Consider the following 20,559-nt stretch of genomic DNA (forward strand, 5'->3'; position numbering starts at 1 on the left):
GAACCGCATGGGACGTTGCGGCACGGAAGACCCGCGATGGAACTGCGAGGAGAGGTGGACGGATGATCGCCGCCACGAAGAGGATCGCCGGCGGCCTGGTCGCCACGGCGCTGGTGCTGGGCGTCGCCGGGTGCAGCACCTCGGGACCCGCCAAACCCGCCGGCGGGCCGAACGCCAAGAAGGGCCCGGCCCCGGAGGCCGCCCCCGGCAGCGTGAACCGGCCCATCGGCGACGGCTCGACCGCGTACACGGGTGCGCAGCCGAACGTACGGAAGCCGGAGAAGCTGAAGCCGGGCGAGAAGCCGCCGCAGTTCGTGGTGTTCTCGTGGGACGGGGCCGGCGAGGACAGCCAGAAGCTCTTCTCGCACTTCCGCGAGGTCGGCAAGAAGTACAACGCCCGGATGACGTACTTCCTGAGCGGCGTGTACATGCTCCCGGAGGAGAAACGTTCCCTCTACACGGCCCCGCAGCACGAGTCCGGCCGCTCGGACATCGGCTTCGGCGATGTCCAGGGCATCAAGGACACGGCCGAGCAGGTCCGCGGGGCCTGGCTCGAAGGCAACGAGATCGGCACCCACTTCAACGGCCACTTCTGCGGCCCCGACGGCGGCGTCGGCACCTGGTCCGTGCCGGAGTGGAAGAGCGAGATCAACCAGGCCAAATCGTTCGTCAAGAGCTGGAAGACCAACACGCCGGACCTCAAGAGCATGGCCCCGCTCCCGTTCGACTACGACAAGGAGCTCATCGGCGCGCGCACCCCGTGCCTCGAAGGCCAGAAGAACTTCATGCTGGCCGCCAAGGACATGGGCTTCCGCTACGACTCCAGCGGGATCAGCAAGCAGATCTGGCCGAAGAAGACGGACGGGCTGTGGGACGTCCCGCTCCAGCTCGTGCCCATGCCGGGGCGTGCCTTCGACACGCTGAGCATGGACTACAACTACCTGGTCAACCAGTCCGGTACGACCACCCAGGGCGACCCCTCGCAGCACGCGTACTGGGGCGAGCAGATGCGCGAGGGCCTCCAGCAGGCCTTCGACCGGGTCTACGCGGGCAACCGCGCGCCGCTGATCATCGGCAACCACTTCGAGTCCTGGAACGGCGGCACCTACATGAAGGCCGTCGAGGACTCCATCGAGTCGATGTGCACGCAGAAGGAGGTCCGCTGCGTGCCGTTCCGTGAGCTGGTCGACTGGCTGGACGCCCAGGACCCGAAGGCCCTGGAGTGGATGCGCGGCCTCGACGTCGGCGAGGCGCCCAAGGAGGGCTGGACGAAGTTCCTGACGGCGGGGCCGCCGGCCAAGCCGGCCGCCCCCGCGGTCAAGCCGGCTGCGGAGTCGGCCGAAGAGGAGCCGGGAGAGGAGTAAGGCGCTCCGGGCTCTCCCGCAGGACGAAATCGGGGTCGACCTGGGCAGCCAGGTCGGCCCCGGTCTTGGCGTTGCCCCAGCTCTCCGCGTTCCGCAGGTGGAAGTGGACCATCTGCGCGGTGTACCGCTCCCAGTCGCGGTCGGCGTACGAGTCGTCGGCCGCGTCCTGGAGGGCCTGGAGGGCGAGCCGGTTGGTCGCCTCCAGCAGCTCGAACGCCGCCGGGCGGCCCTTCTCCATCGCCCGCACCCAGTCGGAGTGCCCGACGGTGACGAGCAGGTCCTCGCCCACCTCGTCCTGGAGGAACTCGATGTCGTCCGTGCCCTGCACCTTGTTGCCGATGACCTTGAGCGCGATCCCGAAGTCCCGCGCGTACTCCTTGTACTGGCGGTAGACGGAGATGCCCTTGCGGGTCGGCTCGGCGACCAGGAAGGTCATGTCGAAGCGGGTGAACATGCCCGAGGCGAAGGAGTCGGAGCCGGCGGTCATGTCGACGACGACGTACTCGTCCGGGCCGTCGACCAGGTGGTTGAGGCAGAGCTCCACCGCGCCGACCTTGGAGTGGTAGCAGGCGACCCCCAGGTCCGACTCGGTGAACGGGCCGGTGGCCATCAGCCGTACGGGCTCCCCGTCGAGCAGCAGCGTCCGCGCGCAGGCCTCGTACACCGGGTTGTCCTCGGAGACCCGCAGCAGGCGCGATCCGGCGCCGGGCGGGGTGGTCTTGATCATCGTGTCGGCGGAGGCGATGCGCGGGTTGGAGCCCCGCAGGTACTCCTTGATCAGGGGCAGGTGCGCGCCGAGCGCGGGCAGCGCGGCGGCTTCTTCCTCGGCGAGTCCGAGCGCGGCGCCGAGGTGCTGGTTGATGTCGGCGTCCACCGCGACGACAGGGGCTTCATTGGCTGCGAGGTGGCGGATGAAGAGGGAGGACAGGGTCGTCTTGCCGCTGCCGCCCTTTCCCACGAAAGCGATCTTCATGTTCACCAAGAGTAGTGGGCTTGTCGCTTTCCGTGGTGCTTGTAAGTGAAGAAGACCACTCCAAGGAGGGGTCGGTGCTACGCACCCGCAGTGCGTAGGCTCCTTACTTATGAGTAGCGCTTCTGACCCGCTGGCCGACCTGGGCTCCCTCCCGGGCGTCGCCGAATCCGTGGATTCCGTACGCAAGGCCGTGGACCGGGTCTACGGGCACCGGGTCATGCGCCGGCGCAGCGGGGAGATCACCTCGGAGGCCGCGCTGCGCGCGGCGCGCGGGAGCGCGGCGCTGTCCGGGGCGGACTGGGCGCTGGAGGAGGTGCGCCGCCGCACCGACTTCGGGGCGGAGGCCGAGGCGCGCACGGTCGGCGCTGCGCTGCGCCTGACGGCGGAGGCCGGGCAGCTGCTGAGCATCTGGCGGCAGTCGCCGCTGCGGGTGCTGGCGCGCCTGCACCTCGTGGCCTCGGGGTCGACGGCCGAGGGTGATGTGGTGGGCCGCCCGCGGCTGGCGGGCGAGCCGGTCGACGAGCCCTTCGTCACCGCGCCGCTGCCGAGTGCGCAGGAGGTGGCGGGCCGGCTGGACGGACTGTCCCGGCTGATCGTCGCGGGCGGTTCGGCCCCGGCGCTGATCACCTCGGCGGTGGTGCACGGCGAGCTGCTGGCGCTGCGTCCGTTCGGCTCGTACAACGGGCTGGTCGCGCGGGCGGCGGAGCGGATCGTGCTGATCAACAGCGGTCTGGACCCGAAGGCGATCTGCCCGGCGGAGGTCGGACACGCGGAGCAGGGCCGGGACGCGTACCTGGCGGCGTTCGAGGGTTACCTCTCGGGGACCGCGGAGGGGATGGCGGCGTGGATCGCGCACTGCGGCCGCGCGATCGAGCTGGGTGTCCGCGAGTCGACGGCGGTCTGCGAGGCCCTGCAGCGCGGCGCGGCTTAAGGGTTCGGCCGCGGCGCAGCGCCCCGGCACAGGGTTGCGGCGACACCGTCTTGCTTTGGTGTCGCCGCTGGCATTCACGCCCAGTTACCAAGCGTCCTCGATGGTTGCCCATCAGGTCGGGAACTTTGCCCGTCACCTGGTGCGGCTGGCCCGTAATCGACGGGTCGACGTCGCGTGGGTGCTCGGCGTTCATGCTTCGGTCCGTGGGCCTTACTGCGTATTAAAGATGATCCTCTCGGATGTTCTTTGGTCTCGCGGGCCGTTGACTCCTTTGTACTCCGCTTCGCTGACAAGCGGAACCCCTGCCTACTTTTTTTACTTTCCAGGACACGGCGGGGCGAACCGGACAGCCCCCGTTTTCGCAGGTCGGGGGGTGTCGCCGAGGCTCGGCCCGCCGGTGTCCGAGGTGCTGGGCCCGGGGTGGAGTCCCGTGACGGGTCAGGCGGAAGCCGCGGCGGCCAACGCGCTCGCCCGCCGCCGGCTGGCGTACCAGACCAGCCCGGCGGTCGCGGCCGCAGCGCCCACCGCCGCCGCGGCCACCAACGCCGGCCGTGCCGGCATCGACAGCCCCGGCAGCCGCTGCTTCAGGCGCACCGGCCGGTTGAACACCAGCACCGGCCACTCCCGCGCCACCGCCTCGCGCCGCAGCGCCCGGTCGGGGTTGACGGCATGCGGGTGCCCGACCGCCTCCAGCATCGGAATGTCCGTCACCGAGTCGCTGTACGCGTAGCACCGCGCGAGGTCGTACCCCTCGGACTCCGCGAGCTCCCGTACGGCCTCGGCCTTGGTCGGCCCGTACGCGTAGTACCCGATCTCGCCCGTGAAGCAGCCGTCCTCGCCGATGACCATGCGCGTCGCGACGACCCGGTCCGCGCCGAGCATCTCGCCGATCGGCTCGACGACTTCCGCGCCGGAGGTCGAAACGATCACCACGTCGCGGCCGGCCGTGTGGTGGGCCTCGATCAGGGACGCGGCCTCGTCGTAGATCAGCGGGTCGATCAGGTCGTGCAGGGTCTCCGCGACGATCTCCCGCACCTGTTGGACGTTCCACCCCTTGCAGAGGGAGGACAGGTACTCACGCATCCGCTCCATCTGATCGTGGTCGGCTCCGCCGACCAGGTAGATGAACTGGGTGTAGGCGGTGCGCAACACGGCTCGGCGGTTGATGAGGCCGCCCTGGTAGAAGGACTTGCTGAACGTCAGAGTGCTTGACTTCGCAATGACCGTCTTGTCCAGGTCGAAGAAGGCTGCGGTCCGGGGCGACGAGTGCGGCAAGGGCTGGATTTCCACGCCCCGAGCATATGCGCCCACCATTCGGCGTAAGGTGTGGCGCGTGGGTTTGCCTAAGAAGGCTCTCGGGTACACCATGGAAGTCACGGATCGTTCGCGACCGTGCTAACCCGGTCTGGCTCCTCCCCCCCCGAGTCGGACCGTGGGGACGACCCCCGCTCTCCCCCCCGGCGGGGGTCGTCGCATGTCCGGACGCGGTTTGCGTCCCTGCCTTCGGCCCCAAGTGACCATTCCCGCAGCCCCCCTTCCTCGGCGGGCCCTGCGTGGCGAAGGCCCTCACCCCCTCCAACTCGTGACGCTGTGTAGTGGTTCCGGCGCGCTGTGAACTCACCTGTTGGGGTGATGGAGTTATTCACAGGGCGTGAGTTGTCCACAGTTTTTGAGCAAGATCCACGTCTTTTTCCGGATGGCCCCACGGTGATTCCGGCCGCGAAGTCCGCGGTGCTGGGATTTGCGGTGAGAAGGGGGCGGAGATCGTGGCTGGATCGAAGTCGTGTGAAGTGCATGAGCGTCCGCAAGCAGGCGGAATCAGGCCATTGGGCGCTCCGGGCGGGGCCGCCCCTGGTGGCGGGCGGCCGCTGATCATCACCGAGGATCCGCTGCTGCTCGACGATCTGCTGCGGCTGTGCGCGGCGGCCGGCGCCGAACCGCATGTGCACCATGCGGTGCCCGAGCAAAGCGGAGGCGGTGGTGGCGGTGGCGCCGGGAGGGGCGAAAGCGTCTCCGGAGCTGCCCCGGAGACGGGCGGGGGGATCGGATGGGAGTCCGCGCCGCTCGTGCTCGTCGGCGATGATGCCGCCCGCCGGGTCCGAGGAGCCCCGCGCCGGGCCGGCGTGCTGCTCGTCGGCCGGGATCTTGACGACCCCCTCGTGTGGCAGCGGGCGGTGGAGATCGGTGCCGAGGAGGTGCTCCGGCTCCCCGACGCCGAAAACCGGCTCGTCGACCGCATCGCCGATGTGGTGGAGGGCGCCGGAAAACCCGCCCTCGCCGTCGGGGTGATCGGCGGCAGCGGCGGGGCCGGAGCCTCCACCCTCGCGTGCGCCCTCGCCCTGCGGGCCGCCCGCGCCGGGGAGCGGACCATCCTCATCGACGGTGACCCGCTCGGCGGCGGAATGGACGTATTGCTCGGCGGCGAGAGCGCCGAGGGGTTGCGCTGGCCGGACTTCGCGGGCTCGCGGGGCCGGGTGGGCGCCGGTGCGCTGGAGGAGTCCCTGCCCGAGCTGCACGCGCTGCGGGTGCTCAGCTGGGACCGCGGGGACCGGGTGGCGGTGCCGCCCGCCGCGATGCGCTCGGTGCTGGCCGCCGCGCGCCGCAGGGGCGGGGTGGTGGTGGTCGACCTGCCCCGGCGGGTGGACGAAGCCGTGGCCGAGGCGCTGGCCCAGCTCGACCTGGTGCTGATGGTGGTGCCGGGCGAGTTGCGGGCGGTGGCCGCCGCGGGGCGGGTCGCGGCCGGGGTGCGGATGGCCGCCCGGGACGTCCGCGTGGTCGTACGGGGGCGCTGTCCGGGCGGGCTCGACGCCGAAGCGGTGGCCGGGCTGCTGGGGGTGCCGCTGGCCGGGGAGGTGCCGGTCGAGGTGGGGCTCCCGGGGCGGGTCGCCGAGGGGGAACCGCCGGGCGGGGGGCGGGGAGCGCTGGCCCGGTTCTGCGACGGCTTCTGGCGGCGGGCGCTCGGCCCCGCCCAGGGGGTGGCGGCATGAGCGCCGTGCTCCTGGACGCGGTGCGCCGGCGGCTCGCCGAGAGCGGGGCGGAGCCGACCCCGGCCCGGGTGGCGGCCGCCCTGCGGGAACAGGGCCGGCTGCTGGGCGATGCGCAGGTGCTGGGGGTGGCCGCCGAGTTGCGGTCCGAACTGGTCGGCGCCGGGCCCTTGGAGGCGCTGCTCGCCGACCCGGAGGTCACGGATGTCCTGGTGGCCGCTCCGGACCGGGTGTGGGTGGACCGCGGCGGCGGGCTGGAGCTGACGGGGGTGACCTTCGCCGACGCGGATGCCGTGCGCAGGCTCGCCCAGCGACTGGCCGCCGTCGCGGGCCGGCGCCTGGACGACGCCAGGCCCTGGGTGGACGCCCGGATGCCCGACGGCACCCGCCTGCACGCCGTGCTGCCGCCGGTGGCGGTCGGATCGGCCTGCCTGTCGCTGCGGGTGGTGCGGCCGAGGGCGTTCACGCTCGACGAGCTGGTCGAGGCGGGCACGCTGCCGCCCGGCGGTCAGCGCCTCCTCGGGGACATGGTCGAGGCCCGGCTGTCGTTCCTCGTCTCCGGCGGGACCGGCACCGGCAAGACCACCCTGCTCAGCGCCCTGTTGGGGCTGGTCGGTCCCGGCGAGCGGATCGTACTGGCCGAGGATTCGGCCGAGCTGCGCCCCGACCATCCGCATGTGGTGCGGCTGGAGACCCGGCCGGCCAACCAGGAGGGGGCGGGCCTGGTCACCCTGGCGGACCTGGTCCGCCAGGCGCTGCGGATGAGGCCGGACCGGCTGGTCGTCGGCGAAGTGCGGGGCGCCGAAGTGGCCGATCTCCTGGCGGCCTTGAACACGGGGCACGAAGGCGGCTGCGGGACGGTCCATGCGAACGCCGCCGCGCACGTGCCGGCCCGGCTGGAGGCCCTCGGGACCTCCGCCGGGCTGGACCGGGCCGCTCTGCACAGCCAGTTGGCGGCCGCGCTGACCCTGGTGGTCCATCTGGTCCGGGACCGGGCCGGGCGCCGCCGGGTGGCCGAGGTGCACGTGCTGGAGCGCGACTCCGCCGGGCTGGTGGTCACCGTGCCGGCGCTGCGCTGGTCCGCCCGGGGCTTCGCCCGGGAGCGGGGCTGGGAGCGGCTGCGTCCGCTGCTGCGGGGTGCGCGGTGAACGGCGCGGCCGCGGTGCCGGTGCCGCTGTTCGCCGGAGTGCTCTGCGCGGGGACGGCCGCCTGGGCGCTGGCCGGGGGAGACCGGGTGTCCCGGCGGGCCCGGGTGGTGCTGGCCGGGGGCGGGTCCGTGGTGCCCCGCGGTCCGCTGCGTCGGGATCGGCTGGTGGCTGCGGTGCGGGTACGGGCCGCGCGGTGGCGGGAGTGGTCCTGTCTCGGGATCGGGTTCGTGGTCGCGCTGCTGGGCGGGTCGGTGATCCCGGTGGTGGCGGGCGCGGCGGCGGTGCCGCTGGTGCGGCGGTGGCTGCGGGGCCGCCGGAGGGAGCGTGTGCGCGGCGCCCGGGCCGCCGGGGTGATCGCGCTGTGCGGGGCGGCGGTGGGCGAGCTGCGGGCGGGGGCCCAGCCCGGGCAGGCGCTGACGGCGGCGATACGGCGGACGGCGGCGGGCCCGGGCGGTCCGGGCCCGGCGGAGGCGGCGGTACTGGCCGCCGCGGCCTTCGGCGGTGATGTCCCCGCGGCGTTGCGGCAAGCGGCGCGGGAGCCCGGCGCGGAAGGGCTGGCCGGGATGGCCGCCTGCTGGTCGATCTCGGTGGACGGGGGTGCGGGGCTCGCCGCCGGACTGGACCGGCTGGAAGGGGCGTTGCGGGCCGAGCGGGACCGGCGGGAGTCCCTGCGGGCCCAGCTGGCGGGAGCCAGGTCGACGACGGTGGTCCTGGCCCTGCTGCCCGTGGTCGGCCTGCTGATCGGCACCGGACTCGGGGCGGATCCGCTGCGCGTGCTGCTGCACACACCGGTCGGGTGGGGGTGCCTGTCGGCGGGCGGGGTGCTGGAGGCGCTGGGGCTGCTGTGGTGCGGGCGGATCGTACGGGCGGGGGAGCGGTGATGGGCGAGTTCGTGATCCACAGGCTGGGGATGACGGTGGGCCTCGCGGTCGCGGCGCTGTGCACGGCTTCGGCGGTGGCGGCCCGGGTCAGGGCGCGGGCGGTCCGGCGCAGGATGGCGGTCCTGCTGTCGGTGGGAGCGGAGCGTCGGGCGCCGGTGTTCGGGTCCGGGATACGGGTGGTGGCGACGGCGTGGGCCGGCCCTGCGGGGGCGCTGCTGGCGGCCTGGGTGCTGGTCGGCGGGTGGCCGGGGATGCTGGCCGGCTGCGGGGCGGCGATCGCGGTGTGGCGCTGGCTGCGGCGGGCGCGGCCGCCGGCCGGGGTGGATCCGCGGGAGGCGGAGCGCCAGCTGCCGTTCGCGGCCGATCTGTTGGCCGCCTGCCTGGCGGCGGGTGCGGCGCCCGTGGAGGCCGCCGAGGTGGTCGGCGAGTCGCTGGGCGGCCCGGTCGGCGAGCGGCTGGCGCTGGCCGGGGCGGAGCTGCGGCTCGGAGGCGAACCGGGCGCCGCATGGGGGAGGTTGGCGCAGATACCGGGTGCCCGGGCGCTCGCGGAATGTCTGGAGCGGGCCGCCCGGACGGGGGCGCCGGCCGCGGAGCCGGTCTCCCGGCTGGCGACGGCCCTGCGCGAGGACCGGGCCAGGAGGGCGGGTGCCCGGGCGCAGCGGGCGGCGGTGCTCGTCACCGCTCCGGTGGGGCTGTGTTTCCTCCCCGCGTTTCTCGCGGTCGGGGTGGCCCCGGTGGTGATCGGAATGGCTTCCGGTCTTCTCGCCTCCACCTGAAGTCACTTAGTCACAGCGGAAACTCCGGCAACTCGGATCACAGCCGTGTACCGGAAAGAGCGCATCGCATCAGTCCTGAGATCACGTCAAGAACACGCATCAAACAGGAGGTTGTCATGAGGATCATCTGGTCGCGTCTGCGGTCGGCGTTGAGCGGTCGTGCGGACGACGCGGGCATGTCCACCAAGTTTATCCCGGCACTTGCCGTGTCCCACGTCGGTGTGTCGCTTTACGGCGGGGCATCCGCCGTAGCGGGCCGTTGATCCAGACGGGTCACTGTGTCGCTTTCGACTGCGTCGACGTGTCGGAGGTCACATGGCGTTTGCCCGCCCTGTGGAGCAGCGCCTTCAGGGGTGGGCGGGCCGGCTGGGCGCCACGCCGTTCCAGGCAGCCCCAGTGTTCCAGGTGCAACGAGTTCGCGAGGCTCATCACCCGAAGCCCGCCCACGCCACCATGGCTAGTTGGCCCCTGGCGCGAGGGCTAGCAGCCGGCAACGGCCCCGGTGGCCAGCGGAACAGTGGTTGGCGGGGGCTAGACAGGACCGGGCCACCTGCTTCGGCGGAAGGAAGGCCGTCGGCTTTACCCGATGGCTACGATGGTTCATCCGTCTCGAGCAGCCGCGTGGGCAGGCTTCAGCGCCGCAGTGAGAGAGTCGTGCCACGTCCCGGCCGGGAGAACGATGCAGCTTCGCCGCGTGCGTATCCAGAACTTCCGCAACTTCCGCGACCTTGTCATTGATCCGTTCCCTACCCCGGCGGTCGTCGTAGGTGAGAACGGTGTGGGTAAGAGCAACCTGCTGCACGCCCTGCGGCTTGTGCTCGACCCTGACCTGGCAGACCGGCGACGCTATCTCCAAGCAGATGACATACATGACCACTCACCGTCCCTCGCTACTGGTGTTGAGGTAAGCGTCGAAGTCGAGCTCGATGGCTTCGATGACGATGCGGACGCGCGCGCCGAGTTGGATGGCGCGATCATCAGTGTCAAACCGCTCGTAGCCCGGCTCACGTACCTCTACTGTCCCAAGCAGTCTCCCGCCCTGCTGCTTGATGAGGACGACGCAGAGCCGCTCACGCCAAGTGACTATGAATGGACCATCTACGGCGGCTTCGATCGAGGCAACACCATGCTCGGGGCGAAGAGGTACGCCGCGCTCTCGGTCCTTCCTGCCCTGCGTGACGCAGAGAGCGATCTCTCGCGGCCAGACCGTAGCCCGTTGACGAGCTTGCTGCGCGAGCGCCCGCCATCTCAGGCGAACATAGAGAAGGCGCTCGAGGCAATGCGCACGGCGCGTGTTGAACTCGGAACCGACCCAAACGTCAAGCAGACAACTGCCCTGATTCGTAATCGTGTGGCGAAGATGGCTGGTCCCCGCCTCCAGCTTGAGCCGACGCTGGCCTTCGCTGGCCGCGACGAAGATCTCCTCCGCAGTGTCCGCCTGTTCATCGATGCCGCCGCCACCCGCGGGATCGACCGCACATCGACAGGTACTGCCAACGTTCTCTACCTGGCACTGCTGCTGGAGCGCCTCCAGATGCGCCGCACTGCGGCAGAGGAGGACACCCTCCTCGCTGTGGAAGAGCCCGAGGCCCACCTGCACCCCACGCTGCAACGACATCTGTTCGCCCACCTTCTGGGCCAGCCCAGCCGGCTATTGCTGACGACGCACAGCCCTCACATTGCGGCCGTCACACCACTGCTCAGCATGGTGCTGCTGTTTGAAACGCCCGAGGGAACCCAGGCGCGAGTGATTCCGCCCGGCCTTCTCGACTCTCGAGAAGTCGCTGACCTGGAGCGCTATCTCAACGTCAACCGGGCTGAGATCCTGTTCGCCCAGCATGTAGTCCTCGTTGAGGGCACCGCGGAGGCGTACCTCTTGCCAGCCCTCGCCCGTTCCGCTGGCTTGGACCTCGATGCTCACGGGATCGTCGTTGCCAGCATCGACGGCACCGACTTCGCGCCGTATGCGAAACTCCTGGGCCCGAAGTGCCTCAGCCGCAGCTTCAGCGTCCTGACCGACGGCGATGCTGTCGATACAGAGGACAAGGAAAAGCACCGCCGCGAGCCCGGTCTAGACCGTGCCCGGAAACTACTAAGAGTTCTTGTCTCTCCATCAGCGGCAGAGTCATTCAAGAAGACTCTCGAAGAGCTCCGCGAGGCTGATCTACCGGTAGACGGCGGTTCCCGTCACGGCCGCCATGACCTCGTTGCCAAGGCAGCCGAATCACGTGTGTTCGTTGGCCCCGACACACTAGAGACAGATATAGCGTCACTGTTGGAAGCGGAGATGAAGGCCGCGTTCAACGAGCTTGCAGAGGGCGACATTCGGCGCGCGAACTTCGCCAAGAAGCTAAACGAGACCGCTGCCGGACCCTCGACAGAGGCCCAGCGTGACGCGGTGATCTCCCGCATCGAAACCGCGCCCCTCAGTAAGGGGCGCTACGCTCAGCGGCTTGCTGCGCACGTCGAGCACATTGATCTGTCAGCCCGCATCCGCGAACTGCTCCAGTACCCGCCCGAACTGCCGGTGACTCCCGACGACCTACTTGGGATGCACGGCTGTGGACCAGTCCTTGCGCTCCTCGACGATCTACGGCGCCGCTACGAGGGTCTTCCCCTTGCACCGACCACTAAGGAGGCCGGCGCGACTGCTGGGCATGACGAACCCGACGTCACCCAGTGAGCCTCGTCGAACCTACTCCGGCGAGCAGGGGGCGTCGAACGTCGGACCAGGTGGAACTGCGAGCATCGCAACCGGTGGTGCCTGCATTGCGGCTGCCCGCAGCCCTGGCCCGCGAGATTGCGAACCTGCACCCCAATCAGCGCAGAGCAGTGCAACATGAGGGAAACCTAGTCCTCATTGCTGGCCCGGGAGCGGGCAAGACGCGCACCCTCGTCGCCCGAGTCGGACACCTCCTGGCCTTGACCAGCTCTCACCGAGGCGTTGCGGCAATCACCTATACCGACGCGGCGGCATCCGAGGTGACCAGCAGACTGCGCGGCCTCGGAATGCACCCGGGACGCCGCCTCGCGAGCCGGACAGTGCATGCCTTCTGCATGCACCACATTCTGCGGCCGTACGCCCGCTTCACCGACGTTCCGTTCTCCGATGACCTGACTCTCCTCGACGAGAAGCAGAGCAACAATCTGTGGGCGCTGGCGTGCCACAACAATGGTTTGCCTGTGAAGGACAAGCCCGAGGCCGTCTTGACCAAGCTCCGCCGTCTCCTGGCCGCTGGGGAAGATCTCGACGGCTTCCCGTCCCAGTACATCCAGGCCGTTCGGATGTACGAGCAGTTGCTCATCGACAACGACGCCTTGGACTTCGATGCAATGCCTAACCGCGCGTTGGCGGTTCTGCGCTCCAGCGAGCCAGCGCGCACCATCCTCGCGGCGCGCTTTCCCCACGTGGTGGTGGACGAGTATCAGGACCTCGGGCCGGTTCTTCATGCGGTGGTCACTGAACTGCTTGACTCCGGCGTTCAGGTGACAGCGGTGGGCGACCCGGACCAAACCATGTATGCGTTCCAGGGTGCCGATACCCGCTACCTGACGGCGCTGAATGAGCGAGCGGACTTCACCGCCATGAAGCTGTCGGTGAACTTCCGCAGCGGCGGCAAGCTGGTGGCCGCTGGTCGCGCCGTCCTCGGAGGGAAGGACCGAGGCTACAAAGCCGATCCCGCAAACGAGGCTCCCGGCGCCGTCACGCTCGAGGAGGTCGACGGAGATCTCGATGGGCATGCAAAGCGTGCTGTTGACGTCGTACGTCAGCGGATCGCGGGAGGAGTCCCGGCAGAAGACATTGCCGTGCTGTACCGAGGAGACAAGAGCCTACTCAATCAGCTGACCAAGGCTTTCGTGAGCGCCGGCATCCCTTGCGACATGGAACGCACACGCAAGATTCCCACTGGAGGCCTCGCAGACCTCGTCTCCGCCTGTGCGGCACGTCGCCTTGCCGGTCCCGTGCCCGGGCCAGCCGAGCCCGTTCCCCAGACCCGCAGTGAAGCGTCTGCCGCGGACACCGGGCCAGCCGCGTCGAGACGGAAGCCCCTCTCTGCGATGCCTACCAAGAGCCTGCCGGAGCTTGCCGCAACCTGGCACCGCTACCGAAAGACCCTGGGTCTCACCGTCGCGGGTGAGACCCCCCGAGTTCTGGCCCGAACGCTCCTGGCAGCTCTCGACGCGCCGGATCGGGAAGGAACCGAAGACGACGCTTCGGAGTTCCTCGAAGTTCTCATGCAGTCCTTGGACATTGATCAGCTCGCGGCTCTCAGCACGGACCTCCGAGACCGGGATGCACCCAAGGCCCTGCGTACGGCGGTGCGGCGCGGACTGACCATGGCGGAGCTAGCAGGTGGACGCGCCCCAGGCCGCATTGCCCTGACCACGTACCACAGCGCAAAAGGGAGAGAGTTCTCCGTCGTAATTCTTCCCGGTCTGGTCGACGGGCTTATGCCTTTCCATTTCGCCACTCGGCCGATCTCAGGGCGAGACCTCAGTGAGCAACGACGCAACTTCTACGTGGCAGTCACCCGTGCCCAAGATGAGGTAGTCCTGATCGCGGGCGACCACTTCACGGACCCCTACTACCCTGGCGTCCGCAGAACAAGGCGGTCCCGGTTCGTTGATGCCATCCTCGAGCAGGTGGACAGCCAGGACTGAGCGTTCGTCTGGGACGATGAAGCAGGCGGTCGACCCCACTAACGCTGGGGTAATCCACCTGCTTCGTGTGCGGTTGTGGCCGCCGCGTCAGGTTATGTGGGCGAAGGCTCCGGCCTTCGCGCCGGCCAGGAGCGCCGCGATCTCGCTGCGGGTGTAAAAGAGCGGAGTCTGCTTGGGCCGCTTTGAGTCACGGATGGCGACGAGGTCACCGACCGCGTCGAACTCGACGCAGTTGTCGTTGCCCCGCTGAACGGTCTCTTCTCCCAGGTGAGCGCGGAGCTCCAGATCGGCGGGGTCGGGCTTGGTGTGAGGTGCCCCTCCATGCTTCGGTATCACTCCGTCACGGGTTGCGGCAGTGTCGGCGAGCGCCGTGGCAGCGGTCCGGCTCAGTGATCCTCGACGATGAAGCAAGCCCGTTCGTAGAGTTCGTCGAACGTGATCACCTCGACGTCCTGGATGGATGTCCGGTACAGCTCGAAGGAGCTCATCTTCTCCGGGTTCACAGCGCCGTTGTGGGTGAACTCGCGCAGGCTCCCGATCACCACGACCTGTCGCGGGCGGGTGGTGGACAGTTCGATGTCCGTCGGAGTGCCGTCTTCCTCGTAGATCCGGGTGAGGAACTGGCTGGAGATGAGCTGTTGGGCTTTGCTGGCCGTCTTTTGCACCTGCGCCACACCACCGCCGAGTTCCTTGGACGCCTGGTAGACGCCCGCGCGGTACGGGGTCTTGGCGAGTAGTTCGGTGTCGTGGGTCTTGATCTCGCAGAACAGCATGCTGCTGATCAGGCCCTTGGACCGCATGATGGCGTCGATGCGTTTCCCGGCTCCGCCGAAGATGTTGGCGCCGGTGGTGATGCGTTCCAGTTTGCCGTCGTTGATGGATTCGCAGGCGATGAGGTTGAGGCCGTAGCCGAATATCCACTGATTAGCCTCGAAGAAGGCCTGCCAGACCGCTTCCGCCCCGCGCGTGGTTGCCAGGCTCTCCTCCTGCCGGAAGTAGTCCGGGTCGGTCAGCAGTCGCTCGAACCTCTGGAGCTGTTCCTTGCGGTTGCTGAGCAGCCGGATGTCCTCCTCTGTGAGGCCGCCGCCGATGGCTGTCCTGACCGCACCGAGAACCGTCGTCCGGTCCTGGCCGGTCAGCAGCTGTGCCAGTTGGGCCTCGTCGCCGGCCACGACTTGGAGGGAACCGCCAGGTGTGCTCATTCCAGTGCAGCCCTGGAGGAAGTTGATGACTTTCCAGAAATTCTCGTGGACTTCACCGGTGTCGACGAGCGCCTTGACTGCCCTGGTGGCCCCTGTCTCAGGGAGTGTCTGCGTGGCGGAGACTTCCCCGGTCTTCTTGTCCTTCTTCCAGAGCTTGATCCTCGGCGTGAAGGTGTCGCCCTTCTTGATGATGGTGACGCTGCACAGAGTCGCTACCTGCGGCCGGTCGTCGAGAACGAAGTCGGTGATCATCCGGCGTACACGGGCGTCATAGAGGTAGTGGAACCCGCCACTGTCCTGCGAACCGCGGATCTCTAGGTCGGTGAAGTCCCCGCGGGTGACATCGAACTCAGTGGTGGCGAAGGGGATGCGGAAGCCTCGAACGATGGGGGTAGCGGGCGCTACGGCCTGGGTGCGCCAGTCCGGTGGGATGTTGGGCAGCGGCCGGCTGTCGCCTTCGACCACGAGGTTCTGGACGTCGATGCGCTCAAGCTGGATGAGTACGGACTGCAACGTCCGCCAGATCACTTCCTCCGCCTCGGGGGTGCAGGTGGGCAGAAGCTCGCGCTCCACTGTCAGGACTGCCTCGCAGGTTCCCTCCGTCCAACTGTCACCAGGTATGGGGTGGAAGAAGCCGCCATCACGGCGGAGGGTCAGGGCCGCAGTACGTACCAGGTCGCGTGCGGTCTCCTCGCCAGCGCAGTCCAGGAGACTGAATGCCTGGCCGAGGACAAGGTCGAGCTTGCCCGTGTCCTCGTTCTCCAGCGGCAGGGGTACCAGCGGGCCTGTAGGCGGAACCCGTACCGGCTCATACAGGGGGCGGCCCGAGAGGAACTCGTACGGACGCAGACCCCAACCGTCCGGCGCCAGAAGCATGTTCAGTTGCTCGACGTGCTTTATAGCTTCCTGGACGTCGGCCACCACTTCGGGATGGACCATCCGTGCCAGAAAGGTGAGCAGCACTTCGTCCGGTCCGTGGGAGAGCCCCAACCGGGGGTCCTCAAAGATCCAGTCGTCGGGCAGGTCGTCGTTGTTCAACCGGTGCTGCTGGATATCGGCACGGACGGTCCGAAGCTGGCTGTCGCCGACCGGAGGTCGGTCCAGGTCGTAGAGAGTCTCCAGGAACGTGACCTCATCCAATTCGCCCCACCAGGGGCGTGATATCCCGCGCAGGTACTCGAAGATGTCGCGTCGCGTTACCGCCGTGATTGCCGGCGGCTCGTTTGCTCTGGCGGGATCGGTGGAGGTCATCTGTCCAGGATGGACGGTTCAGCAGCGGGACGTTGGACAATTGAGACTTTCACCTCGTCGAACACGCTGCCACCCACACTCGTTCCACCCGTACTGCCTGCCGGTGCGGAGACATCACCCGTACGACGTCATCAACACCCGCCGAGGGTCCCGTTACCCGTGTGGTGCGTCACCGGCGCACGATGGCGCATCCTCGCTTCAAGAAGATCTTGCCAGGGTCCGATGAAGCCGTACGCGGCTGAGTACATTCCTCTCCCCTCGAGGGTGGGGGGAGCTGCAGAGAGGAATGCTCAGCCGGTCGTTGCCAGCGCGGTTTGTGCTGCGGCGACGGCTTGTAGTCGCCCCGCCACGGCGGTGGGGCCGAGCGTTGCCAGGGCCCACATGACAGTGATCCGGTGTCCGGAAGCCCAAATCCCGGCAGGTGGAGTCAGGAACGGGGTGACGGCGATCCCCTGAGTCATGAAAGGGGCCACGTCCAGATACTTCATGCCGCCGGTTCCGCACAGATATCTGCGTGCGCCGACGGCGGTGGTGAGGTCGGCGAGCCGCTGGGACCGGCCCCGCCTGGAGCGAAGGTCGCTGCTGCGAAGGATCTGGCCCTTCCAGCCGAGGAGGTCCAGCAAGATTCGGGTGGACGTCTCGGCGACGGCCGCGGTCCGGCTGCTGCCGAAGGCGGCCGCCATCGGCAGCAGCGCCTGGGCGAGGGTGGGCCAGTGCGGGCTGGCGCCGTAGTACTGCTGAAGCATGGCCGTGGTTCGGCGCAGGGCAAGGTCGGGGTCAACCATCAGGGCATCACGGATGAGTGTCTGTCGGCCCTGGGGCAGATGAGTCGGTATCGACATCCACCGTGATGCCTGTGGGTCTCCGAGGGCCGCGAGGCGGGCGCGGTGCTGGTAGTCGCGGCGGGTGAGCTGGACGTCGTCGAGGATGATCCAAGTATCCGCCGCGAACAGTTTGGCCAGTGTCGTCAGCCGAGGGAGCAGATTGGGCTGGTGGATGGCACACAGCCTCCCCGGAACTGGGACGTCAGGAGATGAGGCGGCTGGTGAAGCCGTCGCGGATGAGGGATTCGTACGCGTCATGCACGTCCTCCGGGACATCCTGGGGGATGGCGAACCCGTTCCTTGGATATTCGATCACCCGCTGGAGATCACCGACGAGCATGTCGAGGACGAGCTTCTCGTCGCCGATGCTCTTGAGGTAGTCGTCCAGCTCGAGCGGCTCCGAGGCACAGATGATCTCGACCTCGGGCCACAGCTTGCGGGCGGTGGCGAAGGACCGTCGCTCCATATACGGCTTGGAGACCAACAGGACGGTCTTCGGGGTGATGCCGTTCGAGGCCAGGAGTTCTCGGCTGAGGATGATGTTCTGGCCGGTGTTGGCGGCGTTCGGCTCGACAAGGATCGCTTCGTCGGGGACGCCGAGTTCGAGGGCATGCTCGCGGAAGTGGACGGCCTCGCCGCGAGGGAAGACCTTGGCGGTGGTGGGGCTGTTGCCGCCGGTGAACACGAGGACTGGGAACAGGCCGGCGCGATAGAGGTCAGCGGTGGCCGCGGCGACTCCGAGGTCGTGGCTGCCCAGTCCGATCGCGACGTCCACCGGGGCCAGGTCGTGGCCCATCTGGTGGTAGTCCCAGATCAGCTTGGCCTTGTGCCACTGGCCCTCGGTGATCGTCTGCTGGATGTCCGTCACGCGATCTTCTCCCTGGTCACCGTCGTCGGGGGCTGGAGGCCCCCTCGCTCATGGCCCTGATGCCCTCGATGCTGGTCAGCTGGTGGCTGAGGCCGAACTGCCCGGCCAGCTTTGCTGCTTTGTCGAGGACGTGAAGGCCATCATCGCGGGTGGCGGGATCGGACAGCAGGATGTGGCCGTGGGCGGTTTCCAGGCGGACCCGCTGCATCGGTGCGTCTGTCGCGGCCGTGCTGCGGGCGATGGAGATGAAGTGCAGGGCGTTGGTCAGGTCGCCGGCCCCGCGGTGGGCGAGGGCGAGCTTCTGGTGGGCAACCGACCAGTCCTCGGGCTCGGCGAGGTCCTCGAACTCCCGGGTCGCGGCGAGCATGACGCGGGAGGCATAGCCGTGGTTCCCGTCCTTGCTTAAGGCCGTCCCCACCCACAGCCGGGCCCTGGCCCGGTCCCGGCGGGAGAGCCGGTCATCGACGGCCAGGGCTTCGTACTGGTGGGCGGCAATCTCCAACTTCCCCGACATCTCTGCGACGACTGCGAGGGACAGGTCGAGCTGGGCGACCCGGCGGGGGATGTCCAGCTGCCCGAACAGGGACTTCGCCGAGGCATAGGAATGCTGGGCCGACAGTGGACCGATCACCATCCCCCGGTCACGCTGGAGATCGCCCAGCAGAGCGGTTGAGCGGGCAAAGAGATACAGGCCCTTGTCATCGAGGGCGGTCGGCTTGAACCGTCCGAGCCAGCGGCGGATCAGGCTGTCGGCGAAGGTGAAGTCCTGCCGGGAGAGAGCGACCACGGCCCGGTCGAGATCGTCGGTCCACGACTCGTACTCCCAGGCCAGCGGCCCGCTCGCCGTCACCCTGCGAGCACTGGCGGCAGGTGAGGTCCGACCTGCTTCGGACAGGAACGTCTCGAAGCGGAGGTGGGTGGCGGCGTCAGCGCGGGCCAGGGCGGTATCCAAGATCGCCTGGGTGTCCTGGCGGGGCTCGGTCGCGGCAAGGAGCTTCTCCCACTTGGAGATCGTCCTGATGCCGAGGCCGAGCTGGCCGGCGAATGCTCGGACGCTCAGCCGCAGCGCGAGACGCAGGGCCTTGGCCTCCAGGCCGGTCCAGTGGTGCACGGTCGCCACACGTCGCTCCCTTCCTGCCGTCATCGAAGCACGGCCCGCACGATCGGGGAGACACAAGTGCAACGGAAGTACAACAGGCGGTCATTTCAGCAGCGTTGGAGCAGGTTCAGGCTGAGTGCTGACACCAGCCGACGGACCTTTGGACGGACATCAGCATGGAACCCCTCACCGAGCATCGCGGCGTCAGCGGTCCGGTCGTCTACGGCTACCTGCGGCTGGTCCGGGTCTCCCCGGCCCGCCAGATGGCCCTGAACGAGGCTCTGGCCGAATACTGCTGCCAGCACGAGCTGACGCTCTCGGGGGTGTTCACCGAACGGGACACCGGCAGCGGGCCGTCAGCGGCATTCACCGGCCTGATCGACGTCCTGGAACTGCCCGACACCTACGGCGTCGTCCTGCCCGCCCCCTCCCACCTGGGCCCCAAGGACATAGCCGCCACGAGGCAGGCCCAGATCACCGCGTCCGGAGCCCGGCTGCTGCTGGTCCGGGGCCCCGGCAGGCGCCGCCCGGCAGGCCACGGAGCCACCGGACCGGGCCCGGCGCCGGTCCACCGCCGCTTCGGCCCTGCTCCCACCCCAGCCCTAGACACCGAGAGGTGAGGACCCGATGCCTGATGCGAAGAGGTTCTTCGACCCGCGGCCCGAGTCGGTCAGCCTCGCCCGAGCCTTCGCCGTCACGACCCTGACCTCCTGGGGCCTGCACAGCCCTGCCGAGGACATCCGGCTCTGTGTCTCCGAGCTGGCCTCGAACGCCCTGATCCACGGAACCGATACCGAGCACGGCTTCCTGGTGAGACTCGACGCCAACGAGGACTACGTACGAGTGGAAGTGCACGACAGCCGCCCCCGTCACCGCCTGGAACCGGAGATCGCGCACACGGACGGGAACGACACCACCGGCCGGGGCCTGGAGATCGTGGCCTCACTCGCCGACGGCTGGGGCGTCGAGGACCGCAGGCCCAGCGGCAAGATCGTCTGGACGAGGTTCAAGACCGGCCAGCCAACCAGGCAGGGACAGGCATGCTGACCCGCACCGGCCCGGACACCGGGCTCCTGTCCTCCCTCGGCGCCTGGACCTGGCCGGGCAAGTCCGCGGACGGGCGTCAAGTCGCCCACATACTCCTCGCCCACCGCCTCGGCCGGACCAGCCACGACACCCCCGGAGCGATTGAGACCCGGATGCGGCACCTCGCAGAGATTCTCGGCGGCCTCGCACGCGCCCAGGAGTCCGTCCCGGACATCCAAGGCACCCTCGTGACAATCGGCCCCCGAGCTCTCCTGAAGTTCCCCGGTGCCCGCTGGGGCCTGCGACTTCCCACACACCCGCAGTGGACTCGCTTGGCCCAGGACAGCGGCCGAGCCGCGCTGATCATCGGCCTGGACCCGCTCCCCCAGTCCGCCGACGCCGTCCGCCTCGACGCCTACCTCGACGCGGCCCTGGCCGCCGACCGGCTGCTGTTCGGCTTCGCCCACACGGCCTAACGTGTCGGCGTACACGTGAACGTCCCCAGCCTCGTACGGATGAAAGGGGACAGTTGCTGATGTGGTGAGATCTGCCGCTCGGCACTCTGCTGCT

At 68.9% G+C, this 20,559-nt stretch carries 18 protein-coding genes; 11 read left to right on the forward strand and 7 right to left on the reverse strand.

Annotation, left to right across the window (positions count from 1 at the left end):
• Positions 1-62 precede the first annotated feature (62 nt).
• Positions 63-1,364 carry a hypothetical protein gene (locus ACFYXV_RS17305; RefSeq protein ID WP_385468528.1) on the forward strand — a complete coding sequence of 434 codons (1,302 nt, stop codon included), beginning with the start codon at positions 63-65 and terminating at the stop codon, positions 1,362-1,364.
• Here the strand turns inward: ACFYXV_RS17305 and ACFYXV_RS17310 are convergent.
• Positions 1,318-2,337 (reverse strand): ATP-binding protein, encoded by a 1,020-nt coding sequence (locus ACFYXV_RS17310; RefSeq protein ID WP_385468531.1) that lies wholly within the window; start codon positions 2,335-2,337, stop codon positions 1,318-1,320. The genes ACFYXV_RS17305 and ACFYXV_RS17310 overlap by 47 nt on opposite strands.
• Before the next feature lie 109 nt (positions 2,338-2,446).
• Between ACFYXV_RS17310 and ACFYXV_RS17315 the strand changes: the two genes are divergently transcribed.
• Positions 2,447-3,268: an oxidoreductase gene (locus ACFYXV_RS17315; RefSeq protein ID WP_389383294.1), complete on the forward strand. Its 822-nt coding sequence runs from the start codon at positions 2,447-2,449 to the stop codon at positions 3,266-3,268.
• Positions 3,269-3,706: 438 nt separating this feature from the next.
• Here the strand turns inward: ACFYXV_RS17315 and ACFYXV_RS17320 are convergent, their stop codons facing one another.
• Complete coding sequence (locus ACFYXV_RS17320) at positions 3,707-4,543, reverse strand: HAD family phosphatase (RefSeq protein WP_030152694.1); 837 nt, start codon at positions 4,541-4,543, stop codon at positions 3,707-3,709.
• A gap of 542 nt (positions 4,544-5,085) precedes the next feature.
• On the opposite strand from ACFYXV_RS17320, the gene ssd reads away from it, so the two are divergent.
• From ssd to ACFYXV_RS17350, 6 genes are all read left to right on the forward strand, one after another.
• On the forward strand, positions 5,086-6,255 hold the full coding sequence (ssd, locus tag ACFYXV_RS17325; RefSeq protein WP_389383328.1) for a septum site-determining protein Ssd: 1,170 nt from the start codon (positions 5,086-5,088) through the stop codon (positions 6,253-6,255).
• The gene (locus tag ACFYXV_RS17330) at positions 6,252-7,400 is read left to right on the forward strand and encodes a TadA family conjugal transfer-associated ATPase (protein ID WP_389383295.1); all 1,149 of its coding nucleotides are present in this window, start codon (positions 6,252-6,254) and stop codon (positions 7,398-7,400) included. Before ssd ends, ACFYXV_RS17330 begins: the two co-directional genes overlap by 4 nt.
• The gene (locus ACFYXV_RS17335; RefSeq protein WP_389383296.1) at positions 7,397-8,281 is read left to right on the forward strand and encodes a type II secretion system F family protein; all 885 of its coding nucleotides are present in this window, start codon (positions 7,397-7,399) and stop codon (positions 8,279-8,281) included. The genes ACFYXV_RS17330 and ACFYXV_RS17335 overlap by 4 nt, the downstream gene beginning before the upstream one ends.
• A complete protein-coding gene (locus tag ACFYXV_RS17340) occupies positions 8,281-9,057 on the forward strand; it encodes a type II secretion system F family protein (RefSeq protein ID WP_389383297.1) in 777 nt (258 codons plus the stop codon). The genes ACFYXV_RS17335 and ACFYXV_RS17340 overlap by 1 nt, the downstream gene beginning before the upstream one ends.
• 679 nt (positions 9,058-9,736) lie before the next feature.
• Positions 9,737-11,740 (forward strand): ATP-dependent endonuclease, encoded by a 2,004-nt coding sequence (locus ACFYXV_RS17345; protein ID WP_389383329.1) that lies wholly within the window; start codon positions 9,737-9,739, stop codon positions 11,738-11,740.
• A 50-nt stretch (positions 11,741-11,790) separates the two neighbouring features.
• On the forward strand, positions 11,791-13,719 hold the full coding sequence (locus ACFYXV_RS17350) for an ATP-dependent helicase (RefSeq protein ID WP_389383298.1): 1,929 nt from the start codon (positions 11,791-11,793) through the stop codon (positions 13,717-13,719).
• Between the two features lie 87 nt (positions 13,720-13,806).
• Here ACFYXV_RS17350 and ACFYXV_RS17355 read toward each other — a convergent pair whose 3' ends face one another.
• The 5 genes from ACFYXV_RS17355 to ACFYXV_RS17375 form a co-directional block, all read right to left on the reverse strand.
• Positions 13,807-14,055 (reverse strand): DUF397 domain-containing protein, encoded by a 249-nt coding sequence (locus tag ACFYXV_RS17355; protein ID WP_389383299.1) that lies wholly within the window; start codon positions 14,053-14,055, stop codon positions 13,807-13,809.
• 50 nt (positions 14,056-14,105) lie between these two features.
• Positions 14,106-16,172, reverse strand: coding sequence for a Shedu anti-phage system protein SduA domain-containing protein (locus ACFYXV_RS17360; RefSeq protein WP_389383300.1), 2,067 nt, complete (start codon positions 16,170-16,172; stop codon positions 14,106-14,108).
• A 290-nt stretch (positions 16,173-16,462) separates the two neighbouring features.
• Positions 16,463-17,254 (reverse strand): WbqC family protein, encoded by a 792-nt coding sequence (locus tag ACFYXV_RS17365; protein WP_389383302.1) that lies wholly within the window; start codon positions 17,252-17,254, stop codon positions 16,463-16,465.
• Complete coding sequence (locus ACFYXV_RS17370) at positions 17,199-17,864, reverse strand: YdcF family protein (protein WP_389383304.1); 666 nt, start codon at positions 17,862-17,864, stop codon at positions 17,199-17,201. Before ACFYXV_RS17370 ends, ACFYXV_RS17365 begins: the two co-directional genes overlap by 56 nt.
• Positions 17,865-17,880: 16 nt before the next feature.
• A complete protein-coding gene (locus ACFYXV_RS17375) occupies positions 17,881-18,984 on the reverse strand; it encodes a helix-turn-helix domain-containing protein (RefSeq protein ID WP_389383305.1) in 1,104 nt (367 codons plus the stop codon).
• A gap of 155 nt (positions 18,985-19,139) precedes the next feature.
• On the opposite strand from ACFYXV_RS17375, the gene ACFYXV_RS17380 reads away from it, so the two are divergent.
• Genes ACFYXV_RS17380 through ACFYXV_RS17390 form a run of 3 tightly spaced genes read left to right on the forward strand, consistent with a single transcriptional unit; the run spans position 19,140 to position 20,465 of the window.
• Positions 19,140-19,583, forward strand: a complete 444-nt coding sequence (locus ACFYXV_RS17380) for a hypothetical protein (protein ID WP_389383306.1) — start codon at positions 19,140-19,142, stop codon at positions 19,581-19,583.
• A gap of 7 nt (positions 19,584-19,590) precedes the next feature.
• Entirely contained in the window at positions 19,591-20,010 is a 420-nt protein-coding gene (locus ACFYXV_RS17385) for an ATP-binding protein (protein WP_389383308.1), read from the forward strand.
• Positions 20,004-20,465 (forward strand): DUF5949 family protein, encoded by a 462-nt coding sequence (locus ACFYXV_RS17390; protein WP_389383309.1) that lies wholly within the window; start codon positions 20,004-20,006, stop codon positions 20,463-20,465. Before ACFYXV_RS17385 ends, ACFYXV_RS17390 begins: the two co-directional genes overlap by 7 nt.
• Positions 20,466-20,559 lie beyond the last annotated feature (94 nt).

The organism is Streptomyces sp. NPDC002181 (genome assembly GCF_042890485.1).
Lineage (GTDB): Bacteria > Actinomycetota > Actinomycetes > Streptomycetales > Streptomycetaceae > Streptomyces.

Coding starts and splice junctions, on each gene's coding strand:
- ACFYXV_RS17340 (WP_389383297.1), top strand. CDS start 8,281: ATGGGCGAGTTCGTGATCCACAGGCTGGGGATGACGGTGGGCCTCGCG.
- ACFYXV_RS17305 (WP_385468528.1), top strand. CDS start 63: ATGATCGCCGCCACGAAGAGGATCGCCGGCGGCCTGGTCGCCACGGCG.
- ACFYXV_RS17380 (WP_389383306.1), top strand. CDS start 19,140: ATGGAACCCCTCACCGAGCATCGCGGCGTCAGCGGTCCGGTCGTCTAC.
- ACFYXV_RS17345 (WP_389383329.1), top strand. CDS start 9,737: ATGCAGCTTCGCCGCGTGCGTATCCAGAACTTCCGCAACTTCCGCGAC.
- ACFYXV_RS17365 (WP_389383302.1), bottom strand. CDS start 17,254: ATGACGCGTACGAATCCCTCATCCGCGACGGCTTCACCAGCCGCCTCA.
- ACFYXV_RS17360 (WP_389383300.1), bottom strand. CDS start 16,172: ATGACCTCCACCGATCCCGCCAGAGCAAACGAGCCGCCGGCAATCACG.
- ACFYXV_RS17330 (WP_389383295.1), top strand. CDS start 6,252: ATGAGCGCCGTGCTCCTGGACGCGGTGCGCCGGCGGCTCGCCGAGAGC.
- ACFYXV_RS17315 (WP_389383294.1), top strand. CDS start 2,447: ATGAGTAGCGCTTCTGACCCGCTGGCCGACCTGGGCTCCCTCCCGGGC.
- ACFYXV_RS17385 (WP_389383308.1), top strand. CDS start 19,591: ATGCCTGATGCGAAGAGGTTCTTCGACCCGCGGCCCGAGTCGGTCAGC.
- ACFYXV_RS17310 (WP_385468531.1), bottom strand. CDS start 2,337: ATGAAGATCGCTTTCGTGGGAAAGGGCGGCAGCGGCAAGACGACCCTG.
- ACFYXV_RS17390 (WP_389383309.1), top strand. CDS start 20,004: ATGCTGACCCGCACCGGCCCGGACACCGGGCTCCTGTCCTCCCTCGGC.